General features: G+C 54.6%; 13 protein-coding genes and 1 riboswitch. Of the genes, 9 read left to right on the top strand and 4 right to left on the bottom strand.

The features are described 5' to 3' along the window. The first annotated feature begins 2 nt into the window (after positions 1-2). Together CU081_RS12025 and yegS are read left to right on the top strand one after the other, a co-directional pair. Positions 3-608, top strand: a complete 606-nt coding sequence (locus tag CU081_RS12025; RefSeq protein ID WP_022651497.1) for a hypothetical protein — start codon at positions 3-5, stop codon at positions 606-608. Between the two features lie 170 nt (positions 609-778). Then, positions 779-1,678 (top strand): lipid kinase YegS, encoded by a 900-nt coding sequence (yegS, locus tag CU081_RS12020; protein WP_022651498.1) that lies wholly within the window; start codon positions 779-781, stop codon positions 1,676-1,678. Positions 1,679-2,075: 397 nt separating this feature from the next. Here yegS and fbaB read toward each other — a convergent pair whose 3' ends face one another. Then, positions 2,076-3,128 (bottom strand): class I fructose-bisphosphate aldolase, encoded by a 1,053-nt coding sequence (gene fbaB, locus CU081_RS12015; RefSeq protein WP_000129585.1) that lies wholly within the window; start codon positions 3,126-3,128, stop codon positions 2,076-2,078. Positions 3,129-3,376: 248 nt separating this feature from the next. Here fbaB and CU081_RS12010 point away from each other — a divergent pair, with 248 nt between their 5' ends. From CU081_RS12010 to CU081_RS12000, 3 genes are read left to right on the top strand one after another with little or no spacing between them, the layout of a single operon-like run. Then, complete coding sequence (locus CU081_RS12010) at positions 3,377-4,654, top strand: nucleoside permease (protein WP_003859236.1); 1,278 nt, start codon at positions 3,377-3,379, stop codon at positions 4,652-4,654. Then, complete coding sequence (locus CU081_RS12005) at positions 4,651-5,655, top strand: ADP-ribosylglycohydrolase family protein (RefSeq protein WP_003859238.1); 1,005 nt, start codon at positions 4,651-4,653, stop codon at positions 5,653-5,655. The genes CU081_RS12010 and CU081_RS12005 overlap by 4 nt, the downstream gene beginning before the upstream one ends. Beyond that, positions 5,652-6,605, top strand: a complete 954-nt coding sequence (locus CU081_RS12000) for a PfkB family carbohydrate kinase (RefSeq protein WP_003859240.1) — start codon at positions 5,652-5,654, stop codon at positions 6,603-6,605. Before CU081_RS12005 ends, CU081_RS12000 begins: the two co-directional genes overlap by 4 nt. Here CU081_RS12000 and CU081_RS11995 read toward each other — a convergent pair. Genes CU081_RS11995 through thiM form a run of 3 tightly spaced genes read right to left on the bottom strand, consistent with a single transcriptional unit; the run spans position 6,579 to position 8,935 of the window. Next, positions 6,579-7,325 carry a GntR family transcriptional regulator gene (locus tag CU081_RS11995; protein ID WP_003859242.1) on the bottom strand — a complete coding sequence of 249 codons (747 nt, stop codon included), beginning with the start codon at positions 7,323-7,325 and terminating at the stop codon, positions 6,579-6,581. The genes CU081_RS12000 and CU081_RS11995 overlap by 27 nt on opposite strands. A gap of 42 nt (positions 7,326-7,367) precedes the next feature. Then, positions 7,368-8,168: a bifunctional hydroxymethylpyrimidine kinase/phosphomethylpyrimidine kinase gene (gene thiD, locus CU081_RS11990; protein WP_003859244.1), complete on the bottom strand. Its 801-nt coding sequence runs from the start codon at positions 8,166-8,168 to the stop codon at positions 7,368-7,370. Then, entirely contained in the window at positions 8,165-8,935 is a 771-nt protein-coding gene (gene thiM / locus CU081_RS11985) for a hydroxyethylthiazole kinase (RefSeq protein ID WP_003859245.1), read from the bottom strand. Before thiM ends, thiD begins: the two co-directional genes overlap by 4 nt. A 35-nt stretch (positions 8,936-8,970) precedes the next feature. Next, positions 8,971-9,067, bottom strand: a riboswitch (TPP riboswitch). Between the two features lie 606 nt (positions 9,068-9,673). Here thiM and CU081_RS26735 point away from each other — a divergent pair. The 4 genes from CU081_RS26735 to CU081_RS11965 all read left to right on the top strand — a co-directional run bounded on the left by CU081_RS26735 (position 9,674) and on the right by CU081_RS11965 (position 14,576). Next, the gene (locus CU081_RS26735; RefSeq protein ID WP_022651499.1) at positions 9,674-10,774 is read left to right on the top strand and encodes a YadA-like family protein; all 1,101 of its coding nucleotides are present in this window, start codon (positions 9,674-9,676) and stop codon (positions 10,772-10,774) included. 185 nt (positions 10,775-10,959) lie between these two features. After that, a complete protein-coding gene (locus tag CU081_RS11975; protein ID WP_003859249.1) occupies positions 10,960-11,403 on the top strand; it encodes a hypothetical protein in 444 nt (147 codons plus the stop codon). 311 nt (positions 11,404-11,714) lie between these two features. Beyond that, entirely contained in the window at positions 11,715-13,091 is a 1,377-nt protein-coding gene (locus CU081_RS11970) for a diaminobutyrate--2-oxoglutarate transaminase (protein WP_003859250.1), read from the top strand. Between the two features lie 18 nt (positions 13,092-13,109). Further along, entirely contained in the window at positions 13,110-14,576 is a 1,467-nt protein-coding gene (locus CU081_RS11965; RefSeq protein WP_003859252.1) for a pyridoxal phosphate-dependent decarboxylase family protein, read from the top strand. Positions 14,577-14,580: the final 4 nt, after the last annotated feature.

Raw genomic sequence — 14,580 nt, 5'->3', positions numbered from 1 at the left:
CCATGATGAAATACATTAAAGATAGCCTTGCATTAAGTGCTTTGGTTAAAAGTAAAATGGCGACCGATGATCTCAACCAGCTTGAAACATTAAAAGAACAGTTAAAAGATCGGTTCGGCGTTCCTGTGGGCGTCCATATGACAGGAATTCCTTTGGCAGTGAGCACGTTACTGGCTATTTTTTGCTACGCCATGCTGCAAGTGTCCCTCTGGTTGTTGCTGTTTCGCTGGCTCGGCTTACCCGAATTTAAGGTTATGATGGGAGTATTCATTGCAGCGATTGTGTATTGTCTGGTAGTGATGAGCACGATGTTTCTGACTACACGAGGTTCTTTACCTGGATATAAACTGCATATTTTCGTCATTACGCTGACAGGCATAATGAGCATCATTTATTTCATCTGGACGGGGATTTCGCTTTTATTCGGCCCTGTTGAGAACTACACACCGCAAATAACCTCTTTGCTGGGGCTGGGATGTTTCTTTCTGAACATTATGTGGATGAATTCATCGATTTTTTACCGCTCCATTGCGCTAACGCTACATAATCGGGTCTGGCGTAAGCAGCTCAAAATCGAGGCAAGGCCAATGTCACACCTCAAACGTTGACCACAATAGTCAATTGAGCGGCAGTAGTATGCACTGTAAGCGCTACGGGGTTCTTTAGTCGATTTCAAAGCCCTTACGCGGGCTTATTTTTTGCCTTTCATCCTGTTCTTACCCGCTTTTTCCCTCTCTGGGATACACTCTTTCTATAGCTAAAAAAGGGAGCAACCCGGATGGCAACCTATCCAGACAGTTTATTAATTCTTAACGGCAAGAGTGCAGGCAACGATCTGTTGCGCCAGGCGATCACCGAATTGCGTGAAGATGGAGCATGCATTCACGTGCGCGTGACATTTGAAAAAGGCGATGCGGCGCGCTACATCGACGAGGGCATCAGGTTAGGTGTTCAGACCATCATTTCCGGCGGCGGCGACGGAACAATCAACGAGATTGCTGGCGCGCTTATTGATCTCGACACAGCCCATCGCCCGGCGATGGGCATTTTACCGCTCGGTACCGCCAATGATTTTGCCACCAGCGCCGGTATACCTGAGGATTTAGGCAAAGCACTGCAACTGGCTATCCTCGGGAAAGCTACCGCCGTCGATATTGCTCAGGTGAATGAAAAAACCTGCTTTATCAATATGGCAACGGGCGGTTTCGGCACGCGGATCACCAGCGAAACACCGGAAAAACTGAAGGCCGCGCTGGGCGGCGTCTCGTATCTCATTCACGGCCTAATGCGCATGGACACCCTCAAGCCCGACAGCTGTGAAATTCACGGAGAGAACTTCCACTGGCAGGGCGACGCGCTGGTGATTGGTATCGGCAACGGGCGGCAGGCGGGGGGCGGTCAGCAGCTTTGCCCGGAAGCATTGATCAACGACGGTCAATTACAGCTGCGTATTTTTACCGGCGACGGGCTGCTGCCTGCGCTGTTTACGACGCTGACGCAGCCAGAGGAGAGCCCCAATATCATCGACGGGAAATCCGCGTGGTTTGAAGTGATCGCCCCACACGGCATGACCTTTAACCTCGACGGAGAGCCACTCAGCGGCGAACGATTCCGCATTGAGGTGTTGCCCGGGGCGTTGCAGTGCCGATTGCCGCCGGACTGCGTGCTGTTGCGCTGATTTTTTACAGCGTGCGCGATAATGCCCTCTCCCCACAGGGCTGAGGGTTCCCCAGTAATTTGAAAGCAAAAGCGATAACGTTGCCTCAGAATAACTGAGGGCTTTCAGCGATGCCTCGGTCCGGCTGTAAATCGCTGAGGCGTTGCCTGTAGGCCGGGGCGAGGCGCAGGGATGCGCCGAGAGGGCGGGCTGTACAGGGATGTTACTTCCGCCCGTCCCCGATAAGCCGGAAGGAATAAGCCGAAGGGACCGCGAAGCGGCGATTTACCGCCGGGAGCCCGGGTCGCCAGGGTGGCGGCGACTGAGCCACCCTCTCCCTCAAGGGAGAGGGGGCCGTGTGTGCAGGCATTATTTTGTGAGGAACCCTCAGCCCACGGGGGAGAGGGATACGGTGGCGTCAGGCAATCGTGACTTTACTGTCCAGATAGACATCCTGAACCGCATTAATCAGCTTCACGCCGTCGGCCATGGATTTTTTAAACGCCTTACGGCCCAGGATCAGCCCCATACCGCCCGCACGTTTGTTAATGACCGCCGTGCGCACCGCGTCGGTCAGGTCGGTTTCACCGCCTGCCGCACCGCCGGAGTTAATCAGCCCGGCGCGGCCCATGTAGCAGTTCGCCAGCTGGTAGCGCACCAGATCGATCGGGTTGTCGCTGGTCAGCTTGCTGTACACGCGGTCGTCGGTATAGCCAAAGTTCACCGCTTTATAGCCGCCGTTATTCTCGGCCATTTTCTGCTTCACGATGTCCGCGCCGATGGTTGCCGCCAGGTGGTTTGCCTGACCGGTCAGATCCGCTGATACGTGGTAATCCACGCCGTCTTTCTTGAATGACGCGTTACGCAGATAGGCCCACAGCACGGTTACCATGCCCAGCTCGTGGGCACGCTCGAACGCCGCGGAGATTTCTTCAATCTGACGTCGCGACTGTTCAGAGCCGAAATAGATGGTTGCCCCGACCGCCACCGCGCCCATGTTGAACGCCTGCTCGACGCTGGCGTACAGCGTCTGGTCATATTCGGTTGGGTAGCTCAGGGTTTCGTTGTGGTTCAGCTTGACGAGGAACGGAATGCGGTGAGCATAGCGGCGAGAAACGGAGGCCAGCACGCCATACGTCGATGCCACACAGTTACACCCTGCTTCAATCGCCAGCTCGACAATGTTTTTCGGGTCAAAGTAGAGCGGGTTAGCAGCAAACGACGCTCCCGCCGAGTGCTCTACGCCCTGGTCAACGGGCAGAATGGAGAGATAGCCGGTCCCGCCCAGACGGCCGGTATTGTAAAGCGTCTGCATGTTTCGCAGTACGGCAGGCGGACGGTTGTTGTCAACCATGACCCGGTCTACGTAATCATGGCCAGGCAGATAAAGCTGGTCGGCTGGAATGGTCATACAACGATGCTGTAAAAGGCTGTCGGCGTCTTTGCCAAGCAGCTGCGCAATATCAGTCATAGTGATGCTCCCGTAAGTCCGACATGATGTCGGAGCGTGTGATCCAAGCCCACGTTTTTGCAGGCAGAGTAAGCCTGGTACCGACTTAACCTATTTTCCACCATTTGCAACTTTTTTAAGCACAATCTGCTGGCTCGTTTCGTGTACAACATTTTTGTTACACTGATCAAACAATCGCCTTAAAGGTATTTAAAAGGTATTATCACATGGTATGTTACATGCGTACCTCTGACATGCAGGATTAAAAAATGAAAACGAAAGTCCAACTGTCATTCATGATGTTCGTTGAATGGTTTATCTGGGGCGCATGGTTTGTGCCGCTGTGGCTGTGGCTGAGTAAGAGCGGGTTTACCGCCGGGGAAATTGGCTGGTCGTATGCCTGTACCGCGATTGCCGCGATCCTCTCTCCTATCCTGGTCGGCTCGCTGACGGACCGTTTCTTCGCCGCCCAGAAAGTGCTGGCCGTGCTGATGTTCGCTGGCGCGATTCTGATGTATTTCGCAGCACAGCAAACCCAGTTCAGCACCTTCTTCCCGCTGCTGCTGGCCTACTCCCTGACCTATATGCCGACCATCGCGCTGACCAACAGCATCGCCTTCGCAAACGTCGATGACGTAGAGGCTGATTTCCCGCGCATCCGCGTGATGGGCACCATCGGCTGGATTGCCTCCGGCCTGGCGTGCGGCTTCCTGCCGCAGATGATGGGCTATAGCGACATCTCTGACACCAATATTCCGCTGCTGATGACCGCTGCCAGCTCCCTTCTGCTCGGCGTCTTCGCGCTGTTCCTGCCGAATACCCCGCCGAAGAGTACCGGCAAGCTGGATTTCAAAGTGATGCTGGGGCTGGATGCGCTGATCCTGCTGCGCGATAAAAACTTTCTGGTGTTCTTCTTCTGCTCGTTCCTGTTCGCCATGCCGCTGGCCTTCTACTACATCTTTGCCAACGGCTATCTCACCGAAGTGGGGATGAAAAACGCCACCGGCTGGATGACCCTCGGCCAGTTCTCTGAAATCTTCTTCATGCTCGCTCTGCCGTTCTTTACCAAACGCTTTGGTATTAAGAAGGTCTTGCTGCTGGGTCTGATCACCGCCGCCATTCGCTACGGTTTCTTTGTTTACGGCGGCGCCGAGCAATACTTCACCTACGCCCTGCTGTTCCTCGGCATTCTGCTGCACGGCGTAAGCTATGACTTCTATTACGTCACCGCGTACATCTACGTGGATAAAAAAGCGCCCGTGCATATGCGCAACGCGGCGCAGGGCTTGATCACGCTGTGCTGTCAGGGCTTTGGTAGCCTGCTGGGTTACCGTCTCGGCGGCGTGATGATGGAAAAAATGTTCGCATATAAAGAGCCGGTGAATGGGCTGACCTTCAACTGGGCCGGAATGTGGACGTTTGGTGCAATCATGATTGTGGTGATTGCCGTGCTGTTTATGCTGTTTTTCCGCGAATCGGATAAAGAGATCACCGCAATTGAGGTGGTTGATGGCGATACCGCGCTGACACGAGGGGAAGTTAAATGAAACAAGACCGTATTCTCGGTGCTCTTTACGGGCAGGCGTTAGGGGATGCGATGGGAATGCCGTCGGAGCTGTGGCCGCGCAAGCGGGTGAAAGCGCACTTCGGCTGGATCGACCGTTTCTTACCCGGCCCGGCTGAGAATAATGCCGCCTGTTACTTTAAGCAGGCCGAATTTACGGATGATACGTCGATGGCGCTGTGCCTGGCCGATGCGATTATCGAATGCGAGGGGGAAATTAACCCTGACGTTATCGGTAAGCATATTCTGGACTGGGCGCTGGATTTTGACGCGTTCAATAAGAATGTGCTCGGCCCGACCTCCAAAATTGCCCTGAACGCCATCCGTGACGGCAAGCCGGTGAGCCAGCTGGAGAACAACGGCGTCACCAACGGTGCGGCGATGCGCGCCTCCCCGCTGGGATGCCTGCTGCCGGCCACGCGTCTGGCGCACTTTGTGGAACAGGTTGCGTTAGCCTCCAGCCCGACCCATAAATCGGATCTCGCTATCGCCGGTGCGGTGGTGATCGCCTGGGCGGTTTCACGCGCTATCGACGGCGAGCGCTGGCAGAACATCGCCGATGCCCTGCCGGGTATTGCCCGTGCGGCACAGGAGGCGAACACGACCACCTTCAGCGCATCGCTTTCCGCTCGTATTGAGCTGGCCCTGAAAACCGTGCGCGAAGCCAACGGTACCGAGACCGCCAGCGAGCAGATCTATCAGCTTATTGGCGCAGGCACGAGCACCCTTGAGTCCGTTCCGGCGGCGATTGCGATGGTCGAACTCGCGGGTACCGATCCGAACCGCTGCGCGGTGTTATGCGCCAACCTGGGTGGTGATACTGACACTATCGGCGCGATGGCAACAGCCATCTGCGGCGCGCTGCACGGTGTACAGGCCATTGATCCGGCACTCAAAAACGAACTTGATGCCGTAAACCGGCTCGATTTCGGCCACTACTGTGAAAAACTGCTGCACTTCCGGGAGCACAGGGAGGGCGTATGAGTGCTTTTGCCCGCCGTCTCGAAACCCTTCACGCCACGCGTCCCGTAACGGTGCTCGGCGCGGCGGTCATCGACGTGATTGCCGACGCCTACGCTCTGCCCTGGCGCGGGTGTGATATCGAACTGAAGCAACAGGGAGTGAATATTGGCGGCTGCGCGCTGAATATCGCCATCGCCCTGAAGCGGCTCGGCATTGCTGCGCAAAACGCGCTTCCTGTCGGCCACGGCGTGTGGGCCGATATTATCCGTAACGCCATGGCGAAGCAGGATCTGCACAGCGCCGTGGAAGCGGAAACGGGCGATAACGGCTGGTGCCTGGCGCTGGTGGAGCCTGACGGTGAACGGACCTTTATGTCGTTCAGCGGCGTGGAGAATCAGTGGCAGCAGCGCTGGCTGGACGGGTTAAGCGTGCCGGCAGGGAGCCTGATCTCTTTGTCCGGCTACCAGCTGGCGTCCCCCAGCGGTGAGCTGCTGACGGCCTGGCTGGAAAGTCTTCAGGATGCGACGCTCTTTATCGATTTCGGTCCGCGCATCGCGGATATTCCCGACCCGCTGATGGCAAGGATTATGGCCTGCAAACCGATGGTCTCGCTTAATCGTCAGGAGGCGGAACTTGCCGCAGAATGGCTTGGCGTAAGCGTGGAAGAGCTCGGCACACGGTGGCAGCAGAGGTTTGGCGCTGCGCTGATCGTACGCCATGATAAAGACGGGGCGGTCTGGTATGACGGTGACGCTTCCGGACACGTTCCGGCGTTTCCTGCTACCGTGGTCGATACCATCGGCGCGGGTGACAGCCATGCGGGAGGTACCCTTGCCGGTCTGGCCGCGGGATGGTCACTGCCAGAGGCGGTGCAGCTTGGCAATGCCGTAGCCGCCTGGGTAGTCAGCCATCGCGGTGGCGACTGCGCCCCCACGCGCGAGGCCCTACTCCTCGCACACAAAGACGTATAGGTCGCTGCGGCAGTAGCTGATGCTGTACTCAATTGGCCGGTGCTGTTGATCGAGCGCGACTTGCTTGATCACCAGCACCGGTATCTTATCGTCCATCTTGATATGCGCCTGAAACTCGCTGTCCGGCATCCGGGCGCTGACGCGGGACCGGGTGCGCTGCGGAAAGATATTCTGGCTGCGGAAGTAATCATAAAGCGAGACGCCAATGTCGTCCGGGTTGGGAATTAATCCTACTGGTACCCAGGACTCCTCTATCGATACTGCATCGTCATCCACATAGCGGATGCGCTTAAGCAGAAATACATCACTGTCTGGCGCAAGGGAAAGGTGGCGGGCGATCTCCTCCGGACATTTCACGACGCGTTTATTAACCCACAGCGTGTTGGGCGTTTTGCCCCGCAGCACCACCTGCTGAGAAAACCCGCGCGCCTCTTTTAGCGAATATTCAAAGATATTGTTGATTTGCGTCCCGTATCCACGCGCGCGGGTGACGACGCCAGCCTCTTCCAGCGCCTGCATCGCTTTACGCACCGTAATGCGCGACACACCGGCAAGCTGGCTCAGATCGCGCTCGCCAGGCAAAATATTACCGTGCGCGAGCACGCCGCTGCGTACCGCGTTTTTAACCGTTTCGGCAAATTTCAGATACAGCGGCGTGTTGTCCGGTGCGGCAATTCGTTCCTTGAGTTGAGCAATTAACCGGGTATGCGCTTGTTCCATCTCTGTTTTTCTCTGGCATAAGGTTTTATGCCAGTATACGGCTTACCACCATGCATGAAAATGGTGAACCGGCCCAATACCGTGACCCACTTCCAGAGAATCGGCTTTTGCCAGCGCGTCCGAGAGCCAGATCTTCGCCTCCTGTACCGTATCCGCCCAGTTCGCGTTTCGGGGACGCAGCGCCGCCAGCGCCGCCGAGAGCGTACAGCCCGTGCCGTGGGTGTTTTTGGTCTGTACGCGCGGGGCGGTGAAACGTTGCGCACCATCGTGGGTGAAGAGCCAGTCCGGGCTTTCTGCATCATCAAGATGGCCGCCTTTCATCAGCACCGCGCGACACCCCATCGCCAGCAGCGCATTGCCCTGCTCTTTCATTTCACGTTCGTTTTGCGCGTGTGGCGCATCCAGCAGCGCGGCGGCCTCAGGCAGGTTTGGCGTGATCAGCGCCACCTGCGGCAGCAGCTTTTTACGCAGGGTGTCGACGGCCGAGGCGGAGAGCAGCGGATCGCCGCTTTTGGCCAGCATCACGGTATCGAGCACCACGTTTTTTATCTGATAACGTTTGAGACGTTCAGCAACAGCTTCAACAATGTCCGCCTCTGCGAGCATGCCAATTTTGGTGGTGTCGATACGTACATCGCTGAATACCGAATCCAGCTGTGCGGCGACAAAATCCGGCTCAATGCGATACACCGACTGTACACCGCGCGTGTTTTGCGCCACCAGCGCGGTGATAACCGAACATCCGTAAGCGCCGAGCGCAGAGAAGGTTTTCAGGTCTGCCTGGATCCCCGCTCCGCCGCTGGGATCGGTTCCCGCAATAGTCAGGGCATTTATGCGTGTCATACCTGTTCCTCCAGCGCGTAAAGCGCGTCCAGAAACGCGGAGGAAAAGCTGCCGGGCCCCCGGCTTTGAGTCAGGGCAACTGACCCTGCGCGCTTCATGAAGCCGCAGGCAGCCGTCGCGTTATCAAGCCTGTCGCCAGGCAGCGAGCAGCAGGCAGCGACGACCGCCGAGAGCGCACAGCCAGTTCCTACCACGCGGGTCATCAGCGGGTCGCCGCCCGCGACCGTACGGGTTCGCTGACCATCAGTGATGTGATCCACTTCTCCTGTGACGACCACAACGGCATGGGTCTGACGGGCGAGCGTCTGCGCAGCGGTCAACGCGCTCGCTGCCGTATCGGTGGAATCAACCCCGCGCCCGCCCGCACTCATTCCGGCAAGGGCGAGGATTTCGGAGGCGTTTCCACGAATGGCCGCAGGTTTAAGGGATAATATTTGCTGGCAAAAACGGGTGCGGAACGCCAGCGCGCCAACCGCAACCGGATCCAGAACCCAGGGTGTGCCCGCGGCTACAGCGCTCTCAATAGCCCGACGCATCGACTGGGCGCGCGGTGCGGTGAGTGTACCCACGTTGATGAGCAGAGCATCGGCAAGCGCGGCAAACTGTTCCGCTTCCTCGGCTTCGATCACCATTGCCGGGGAAGCGCCCAGCGCGAGCAGCACGTTGGCGGTGAAGGTCTGCACGACATCGTTGGTCATACAGTGCGTGAGCGGGGAACGGGTTCGGAATTGATGTAAAACGTGTGAGTCGAGCAGGTCAGGCTGCATGGTTTCGCTCCTGCCGTGCGTGAAGAAGCGATGACCGGGTAGGCATCTGACTTCCCTACGCTGGCATTATCCAGATCAGGTAATACGGGTATTTCTCAGCCTTCACAAAGAAGGGCACCCCGAGTCAAATTACTTATAAAACAGTTACTTAAAAAATGGCATTTCGTAGTCATGTAGTGTAACCGGGGGGTAACCCGGGTGCAAGGAGTTTTGGGCTGTCCGTTAACCCCCTGTAACGAACAATAAACGACAAGATATTAACTACGCTCAATATGTATACATTATTGTTCAGTTAATTATCCCGCCATATTTGTTAAGAACTCATTAAATATAATATTCACTTTCTGTGCTGAGAAATTTTATTTTTATCCATAATGACTCACCGGGAGTGATTTTATAAGACAGCCCACCTGCTTTCGTATGAAATAAACTCAGGCATCAATGTAAACATTTATTTTGCAGAAATTTATTTCTGTCAATTACTTAATCTTACCCTCTCATTTCCCTCGTCATTTTCACTTTAATGTTTACATTAATAACAACCGCAAAATGACTTTTACGCCCTCGGAACTATTCATAGTATTTATGACTTAGATCAACATCATTGGTCTGCGTTTAATTGATAGTTCACTCGCGTTACTAAATAAGATTTAGACAACCTTCAACCGTTTTTTAAATCCAAAAAATAAAGCTATTCAGCTTCAGTATTTTCGATAATTAATGATGTGAGCTTTTTAAATGAAATCTATGAATAAAAACTTTACTGCTATTTTTGTAATGGGCATTGTCTTAGCGGGTACAATGAGCCAGGCTGAAGCCGCGAATACGGTTTGGGACGATCAGCAAATCACTAATATTGTAAATGACCATCAGGATCAAATTACACAAAACAACGCTGATAGTATTAACCGTGATAGCGCAACGGATAACCGCTTAACGCAGGTTAACGACGACCTTCAGTCCACAAAACTGGGCGTGTTAGTCGTGGATAAAATGGCTAACGACGCACATCAGAAAGCGTTGCTTGCTGGCGCACTTGCCGATACCGCCAGTCTGAAAAGTGAGACGGCCTTACAGGGTGTGGCGACTAACGGCACAGCCATTATCAACCTTCAACACGTCGATAATATTCAGGATAGCCGCCTTACTGCTCTCGAAAATGCACCTAGACCCATCAACGGTGCAGATGGAGCGAAAGGTGATAAAGGGGATACCGGTGCGACTGGCGCAAAGGGTGATAAAGGGGATACCGGCGCGACTGGCGCAAAGGGCGATAAAGGGGATACCGGTGTAACTGGCGCGAAGGGTGAAAAAGGCGATGCTGGCGCGACAGGTATGAAAGGTGATAAGGGTGATACTGGCGCACAAGGCATTGCGGGAAGAAACGGTCGCGACGGTGCAGACGGTCATAACGGTAAAGATGGTGTGACAACCACCGTGACACAACGACAGCTGGATACGGCTACCCAGGCGAAGGTCGCTAAAAATAGCCTGGCTGTTACTGCCGCCACGCAGGATCTGCAAGCCACCAGGCAGTCATTACAGGCAATGAATACTAACACCAGCCAGCAATTTAAATCTCTACGTGATGAAGTGGACAAGAATAAGAAGCAGGCTAATGCCGGTATTTCAGGGGCGATGGCGATGGCGGGTTTGCCACAAGTGCAAACCAATCAGCGCGTCATGTTCTCTGCTGGTGGTGCGACTTACAACGGTGAGAGCGCGCTTGCTGTCGGTGCGTCCGTTAACTTTAATTCCCATGTCATCGCGAAAGTGAGCTTCTCAGATGACACTGCGAATAATATGGGCGCTTCGGTTGGGATTGGTATGGGCTTTTAAAGCGTAAAACAATCGTCGGGACAAGTATAAAACCTCATTTTAACGGATGAGCATTTCGTTGATACAAAAAGATGTCTAAATATATTTTTATTTCGGTAGCCCTGTACCTAATGCTGATTTCGTTCGGGATCTGGATCGGCGTGATGTATGTCTCCTGGTATTTGTGTCGTTTTTAAGGCAATAAAATGAAAAAATTAATGATGTTAGTCATAAGTGGTACCGTGCTTGCAGGTTGTGTCTCGCCTGCGCACGCCATAAACGCCCATTATCGCGCTCAATTAGAACGTTCGGGATGCACGCAAATTAGCGCTGGCGATGGCTCTTGCGATGTCAGCAAAACCAAAGCGGAAAACACGGCACAACACGAACCAACGGCATCCGTTCACGATCCCCTGCGTGAAGCCTCGTTCTCGTCGGATACGGTTAACGCCACGCTTTCTAACGGCTTTTTTAGCGCTACCGTGAACGGCAAAAAAGCCAGCGTTAAACGTCTGAATGCGAATTTCTATGAGATCCATGGTAACGGTTTTGTGATATCGATAAGCCTGGATGAAAACGGTATTACGGACGCGTCATGGAATAAAACGAAGGGACGCGAACACGGCGTTTTACGCGTTAGTCAGAAATAAACAGCGTAAGGAGGCTCTCTGCCTTCTTTTCGCCTGCCAATCGCACGATTTGTCACACTCTTTTGTCTGATTTTACAATGCTGACAAATCATACGTAAGCTGCTGTTTTTATTTAGCATAAAGTGCAATCTTCCCCATACAAACGGCGTTCTTCCCTGCCCTGTGCCCTGTGTCACAAAACAGTAAACAAATTAACCATTGAGCCCGGTGACAAAAGGCTCTATATTGGCGGCGTTTTTTTCAGGCCCCATCTGTTTTTTAACTTTTTATTCAATCGTGGCTCATAACGAAGCGGCGGTTGTAGGAGTGATATGATGACGGATAAAGTCCGTATTGACACCGTAGATGCCCACAAAAGCAACGAAACCTATCTGGCCCGTCAGGCCGAATTTGAATCTAACGTCAGGAGTTATCCGCGCAAACTGCCTTTAGCGATCACAAAAGCAGAAGGCGTGTGGATCACCGATGCAGATAATAAAGAATACCTTGACTGTTTAGCAGGCGCAGGCACCCTCGCGCTTGGACACAATCATCCTGATGTGCTGAAAAGCATCCAAAATGTCATTACCAGCGGCTTGCCGTTACATACCCTGGATCTGACCACGCCGCTGAAAGACGCGTTTTCAGAATACCTTCTCTCTCTGTTGCCTGGTCAGGGCAAAGAGTACTGCCTGCAATTCACTGGCCCGTCCGGGGCTGACGCCGTTGAAGCGGCGCTGAAGCTGGCGAAAAAAGTGACCGGTCGTAGCGGTATCATCAGTTTCTCTGGTGGTTACCACGGTATGACCCACGGCGCACTGTCCGTCACCGGCAACCTGTCTCCTAAAGAAGCGGTTGACGGTATGATGCCAGAAGTCCAGTTCATGCCTTACCCACACGAGTACCGTTGCCCACTGGGTATCGGTGGTGAAGCGGGCGTGAAGGCGCTGACCTACTACTTCGAAAATCTGATTAACGACGTTGAAAGCGGCGTGCGTAAACCTGCCGCGGTGATCCTCGAAGCCGTTCAGGGTGAAGGTGGCGTGAACCCGGCACCTGTTGAGTGGTTGCAGCGCATCCGTAAAGTCACTCAGGAACACGGTATCCTGCTGATCCTCGACGAAGTCCAGGCTGGCTTTGCCCGTACCGGTAAATTCTTTGCCTTCGAACACGCAGGTATCGAGCCAGACATCATCGTGATGTCTAAAGCAGTCGGTGGCGGTCTGCCGCTGGCCGTGCTCGGTATCAAAAAGCAGTTCGATGCATGGGCGCCAGGCCACCATACCGGTACCTTCCGCGGCAACCAGCTGGCGATGGCAACCGGTCTGACGACGCTGAAGATCCTGAAAGACCAGAATATCGCGAGCAAAGTGGCCGCACAGGGCGAATGGCTGAAAGGCCAGCTGAAAGAGATGGCGAAACGCTATCCGGTTATCGGTCACGTTCGCGGTCTGGGCATGATGATCGGTATTGAGATCGTTAAGCCGCACGAAGCCGCTGACCACATGGGTTGCTTCCCGGGCGACGGCGAGCTGTCTGCACTGATTCAGAAGAAGTGCTTCGAAGCAGGCTTGATTCTGGAGCGTGGCGGCCGTAACGGTATCGTTCTGCGTCTGCTGCCTTCTCTGCTGATCAGCGATGACGAGCTGAAAGTCTTCCTGGATAAATTCGAGCAGGCACTGCTTGCTGCGGGCGTTAGCCCGGCGTAACCGGAGTTATTGATTACGATGTCTGATTCAAACCCAATTTTGTTCTCCTCTGCGCAGAGCATTGAAGCTTACCAGCAGGCGATTGAACAAAGCACTCAGGCTGTGATGCAGTGGCTGAAACAGCCTGAGATGTACCAGGGCAAAACGGTCGCGGAGCTGCGCGACCGTATTAAGCTGGATTTCAACCCGAAAGGGCTGGGTAACGAAGCGGCGATTGAACGCGCCGTGGAGTTCTTCCTGAAAGACAGCTTGTCCGTTCATCACCCGCAGTGTGTGGCGCACCTGCACTGCCCAAGCCTGGTGGTTAGCCAGGCGGCGGAAGTACTGATTAACGCCACCAACCAGAGTATGGATTCCTGGGATCAAAGCCCGTCCGCAACCATCATCGAGATCAAACTGATCGAGTGGCTGCGTACCCGCGTGGGTTATCAGGCTGGCGACGCAGGCGTCTTCACCAGCGGCGGTACCCAGAGTAACCTCATGGGGCTGATGCTGGCGCGTGACGCGTTCTTTGCGCGTCAGGGCCATTCTGTTCAGCAGGACGGTCTGACAGGCGATCTGCGTAAGATCCGCGTTCTGTGCTCGGAAAACGCACACTTCTCCGTGCAGAAAAACATGGCGCTGATGGGTCTGGGCTACCAGTCCGTGGTGCAGGTGAAAACGGACGAATTTTCCCGCATGGATCTCACCGATCTGGCGGCGAAAATCGAACAGTGCAACGCGAACGGCGAGCAGATCCTGGCGATTGTGGCCACGGCCGGTACGACCGATGCGGGTGCTATCGATCCGCTGCGTGCTATTGCTGAGCTGGCTGCGAAACAGAATATCTGGGTGCACGTTGATGCGGCCTGGGGCGGCGCGCTGCTGATGTCTGAGCAGTATCGTCACTACCTAGACGGTATCGAGCTGGTGGATTCCGTCACCCTGGACTTCCACAAGCAGTTCTTCCAGACCATCAGCTGCGGTGCGTTCCTGCTGAAGGAAGCGCGTCACTATGAGCTGATGCGCTATCAGGCGGCCTATCTGAACTCTGAGTTCGATGAAGAAGCAGGTGTACCTAACCTGGTCTCCAAATCTCTGCAAACCACGCGCCGTTTCGACGCGCTGAAACTGTGGATGAGCCTGGAAGCGCTGGGTCAGGAGCAATACGCGGCAATCATCGATCACGGCGTGACGCTGGCACAGCAGGTTGCGGCTTACGTGAAAGAGCAGTCTGCTCTGGAACTGGTGATGCAACCCCAGCTGGCAAGCGTGCTGTTCCGCTTCCGTCCGCAGGCGCAAATGGATGACGCCGGTATTGCCCTGCTGAACCAGAAAATTGGCGATGCGCTGCTGGAGTCTGGCCGTGCAAACGTCGGTGTGACCGAGCATAACGGTATCACCTGCCTGAAGCTGACCCTGCTGAACCCAACCGTGACGCTGGAGGATGTTAAAGTCCTGCTGTCTCTGGTTGAGCGTACCGCGCAGGAAGTGATGGCGAAGTAATGCT

The sequence above is a fragment of the Enterobacter sp. CRENT-193 genome, from assembly GCF_002787395.1.
GTDB lineage: Bacteria > Pseudomonadota > Gammaproteobacteria > Enterobacterales > Enterobacteriaceae > Enterobacter > Enterobacter hormaechei_C.
The sequence above is the reverse complement of the archived record's forward strand: the minus strand, read 5'-3'. Positions and strand labels throughout refer to the sequence as shown.

Excerpts from the sequence above, each read along its gene's own strand:
- yegS (WP_022651498.1), top strand. The coding sequence starts at position 779 with ATGGCAACCTATCCAGACAGTTTATTAATTCTTAACGGCAAGAGTGCA.
- CU081_RS11965 (WP_003859252.1), top strand. The coding sequence starts at position 13,110 with ATGTCTGATTCAAACCCAATTTTGTTCTCCTCTGCGCAGAGCATTGAA.
- CU081_RS12025 (WP_022651497.1), top strand. The coding sequence starts at position 3 with ATGATGAAATACATTAAAGATAGCCTTGCATTAAGTGCTTTGGTTAAA.
- CU081_RS11970 (WP_003859250.1), top strand. The coding sequence starts at position 11,715 with ATGATGACGGATAAAGTCCGTATTGACACCGTAGATGCCCACAAAAGC.
- thiD (WP_003859244.1), bottom strand. The coding sequence starts at position 8,168 with ATGACACGCATAAATGCCCTGACTATTGCGGGAACCGATCCCAGCGGC.
- CU081_RS11975 (WP_003859249.1), top strand. The coding sequence starts at position 10,960 with ATGAAAAAATTAATGATGTTAGTCATAAGTGGTACCGTGCTTGCAGGT.
- CU081_RS12010 (WP_003859236.1), top strand. The coding sequence starts at position 3,377 with ATGAAAACGAAAGTCCAACTGTCATTCATGATGTTCGTTGAATGGTTT.
- thiM (WP_003859245.1), bottom strand. The coding sequence starts at position 8,935 with ATGCAGCCTGACCTGCTCGACTCACACGTTTTACATCAATTCCGAACC.
- CU081_RS12005 (WP_003859238.1), top strand. The coding sequence starts at position 4,651 with ATGAAACAAGACCGTATTCTCGGTGCTCTTTACGGGCAGGCGTTAGGG.
- CU081_RS12000 (WP_003859240.1), top strand. The coding sequence starts at position 5,652 with ATGAGTGCTTTTGCCCGCCGTCTCGAAACCCTTCACGCCACGCGTCCC.
- CU081_RS11995 (WP_003859242.1), bottom strand. The coding sequence starts at position 7,325 with ATGGAACAAGCGCATACCCGGTTAATTGCTCAACTCAAGGAACGAATT.
- fbaB (WP_000129585.1), bottom strand. The coding sequence starts at position 3,128 with ATGACTGATATTGCGCAGCTGCTTGGCAAAGACGCCGACAGCCTTTTA.
- CU081_RS26735 (WP_022651499.1), top strand. The coding sequence starts at position 9,674 with ATGAAATCTATGAATAAAAACTTTACTGCTATTTTTGTAATGGGCATT.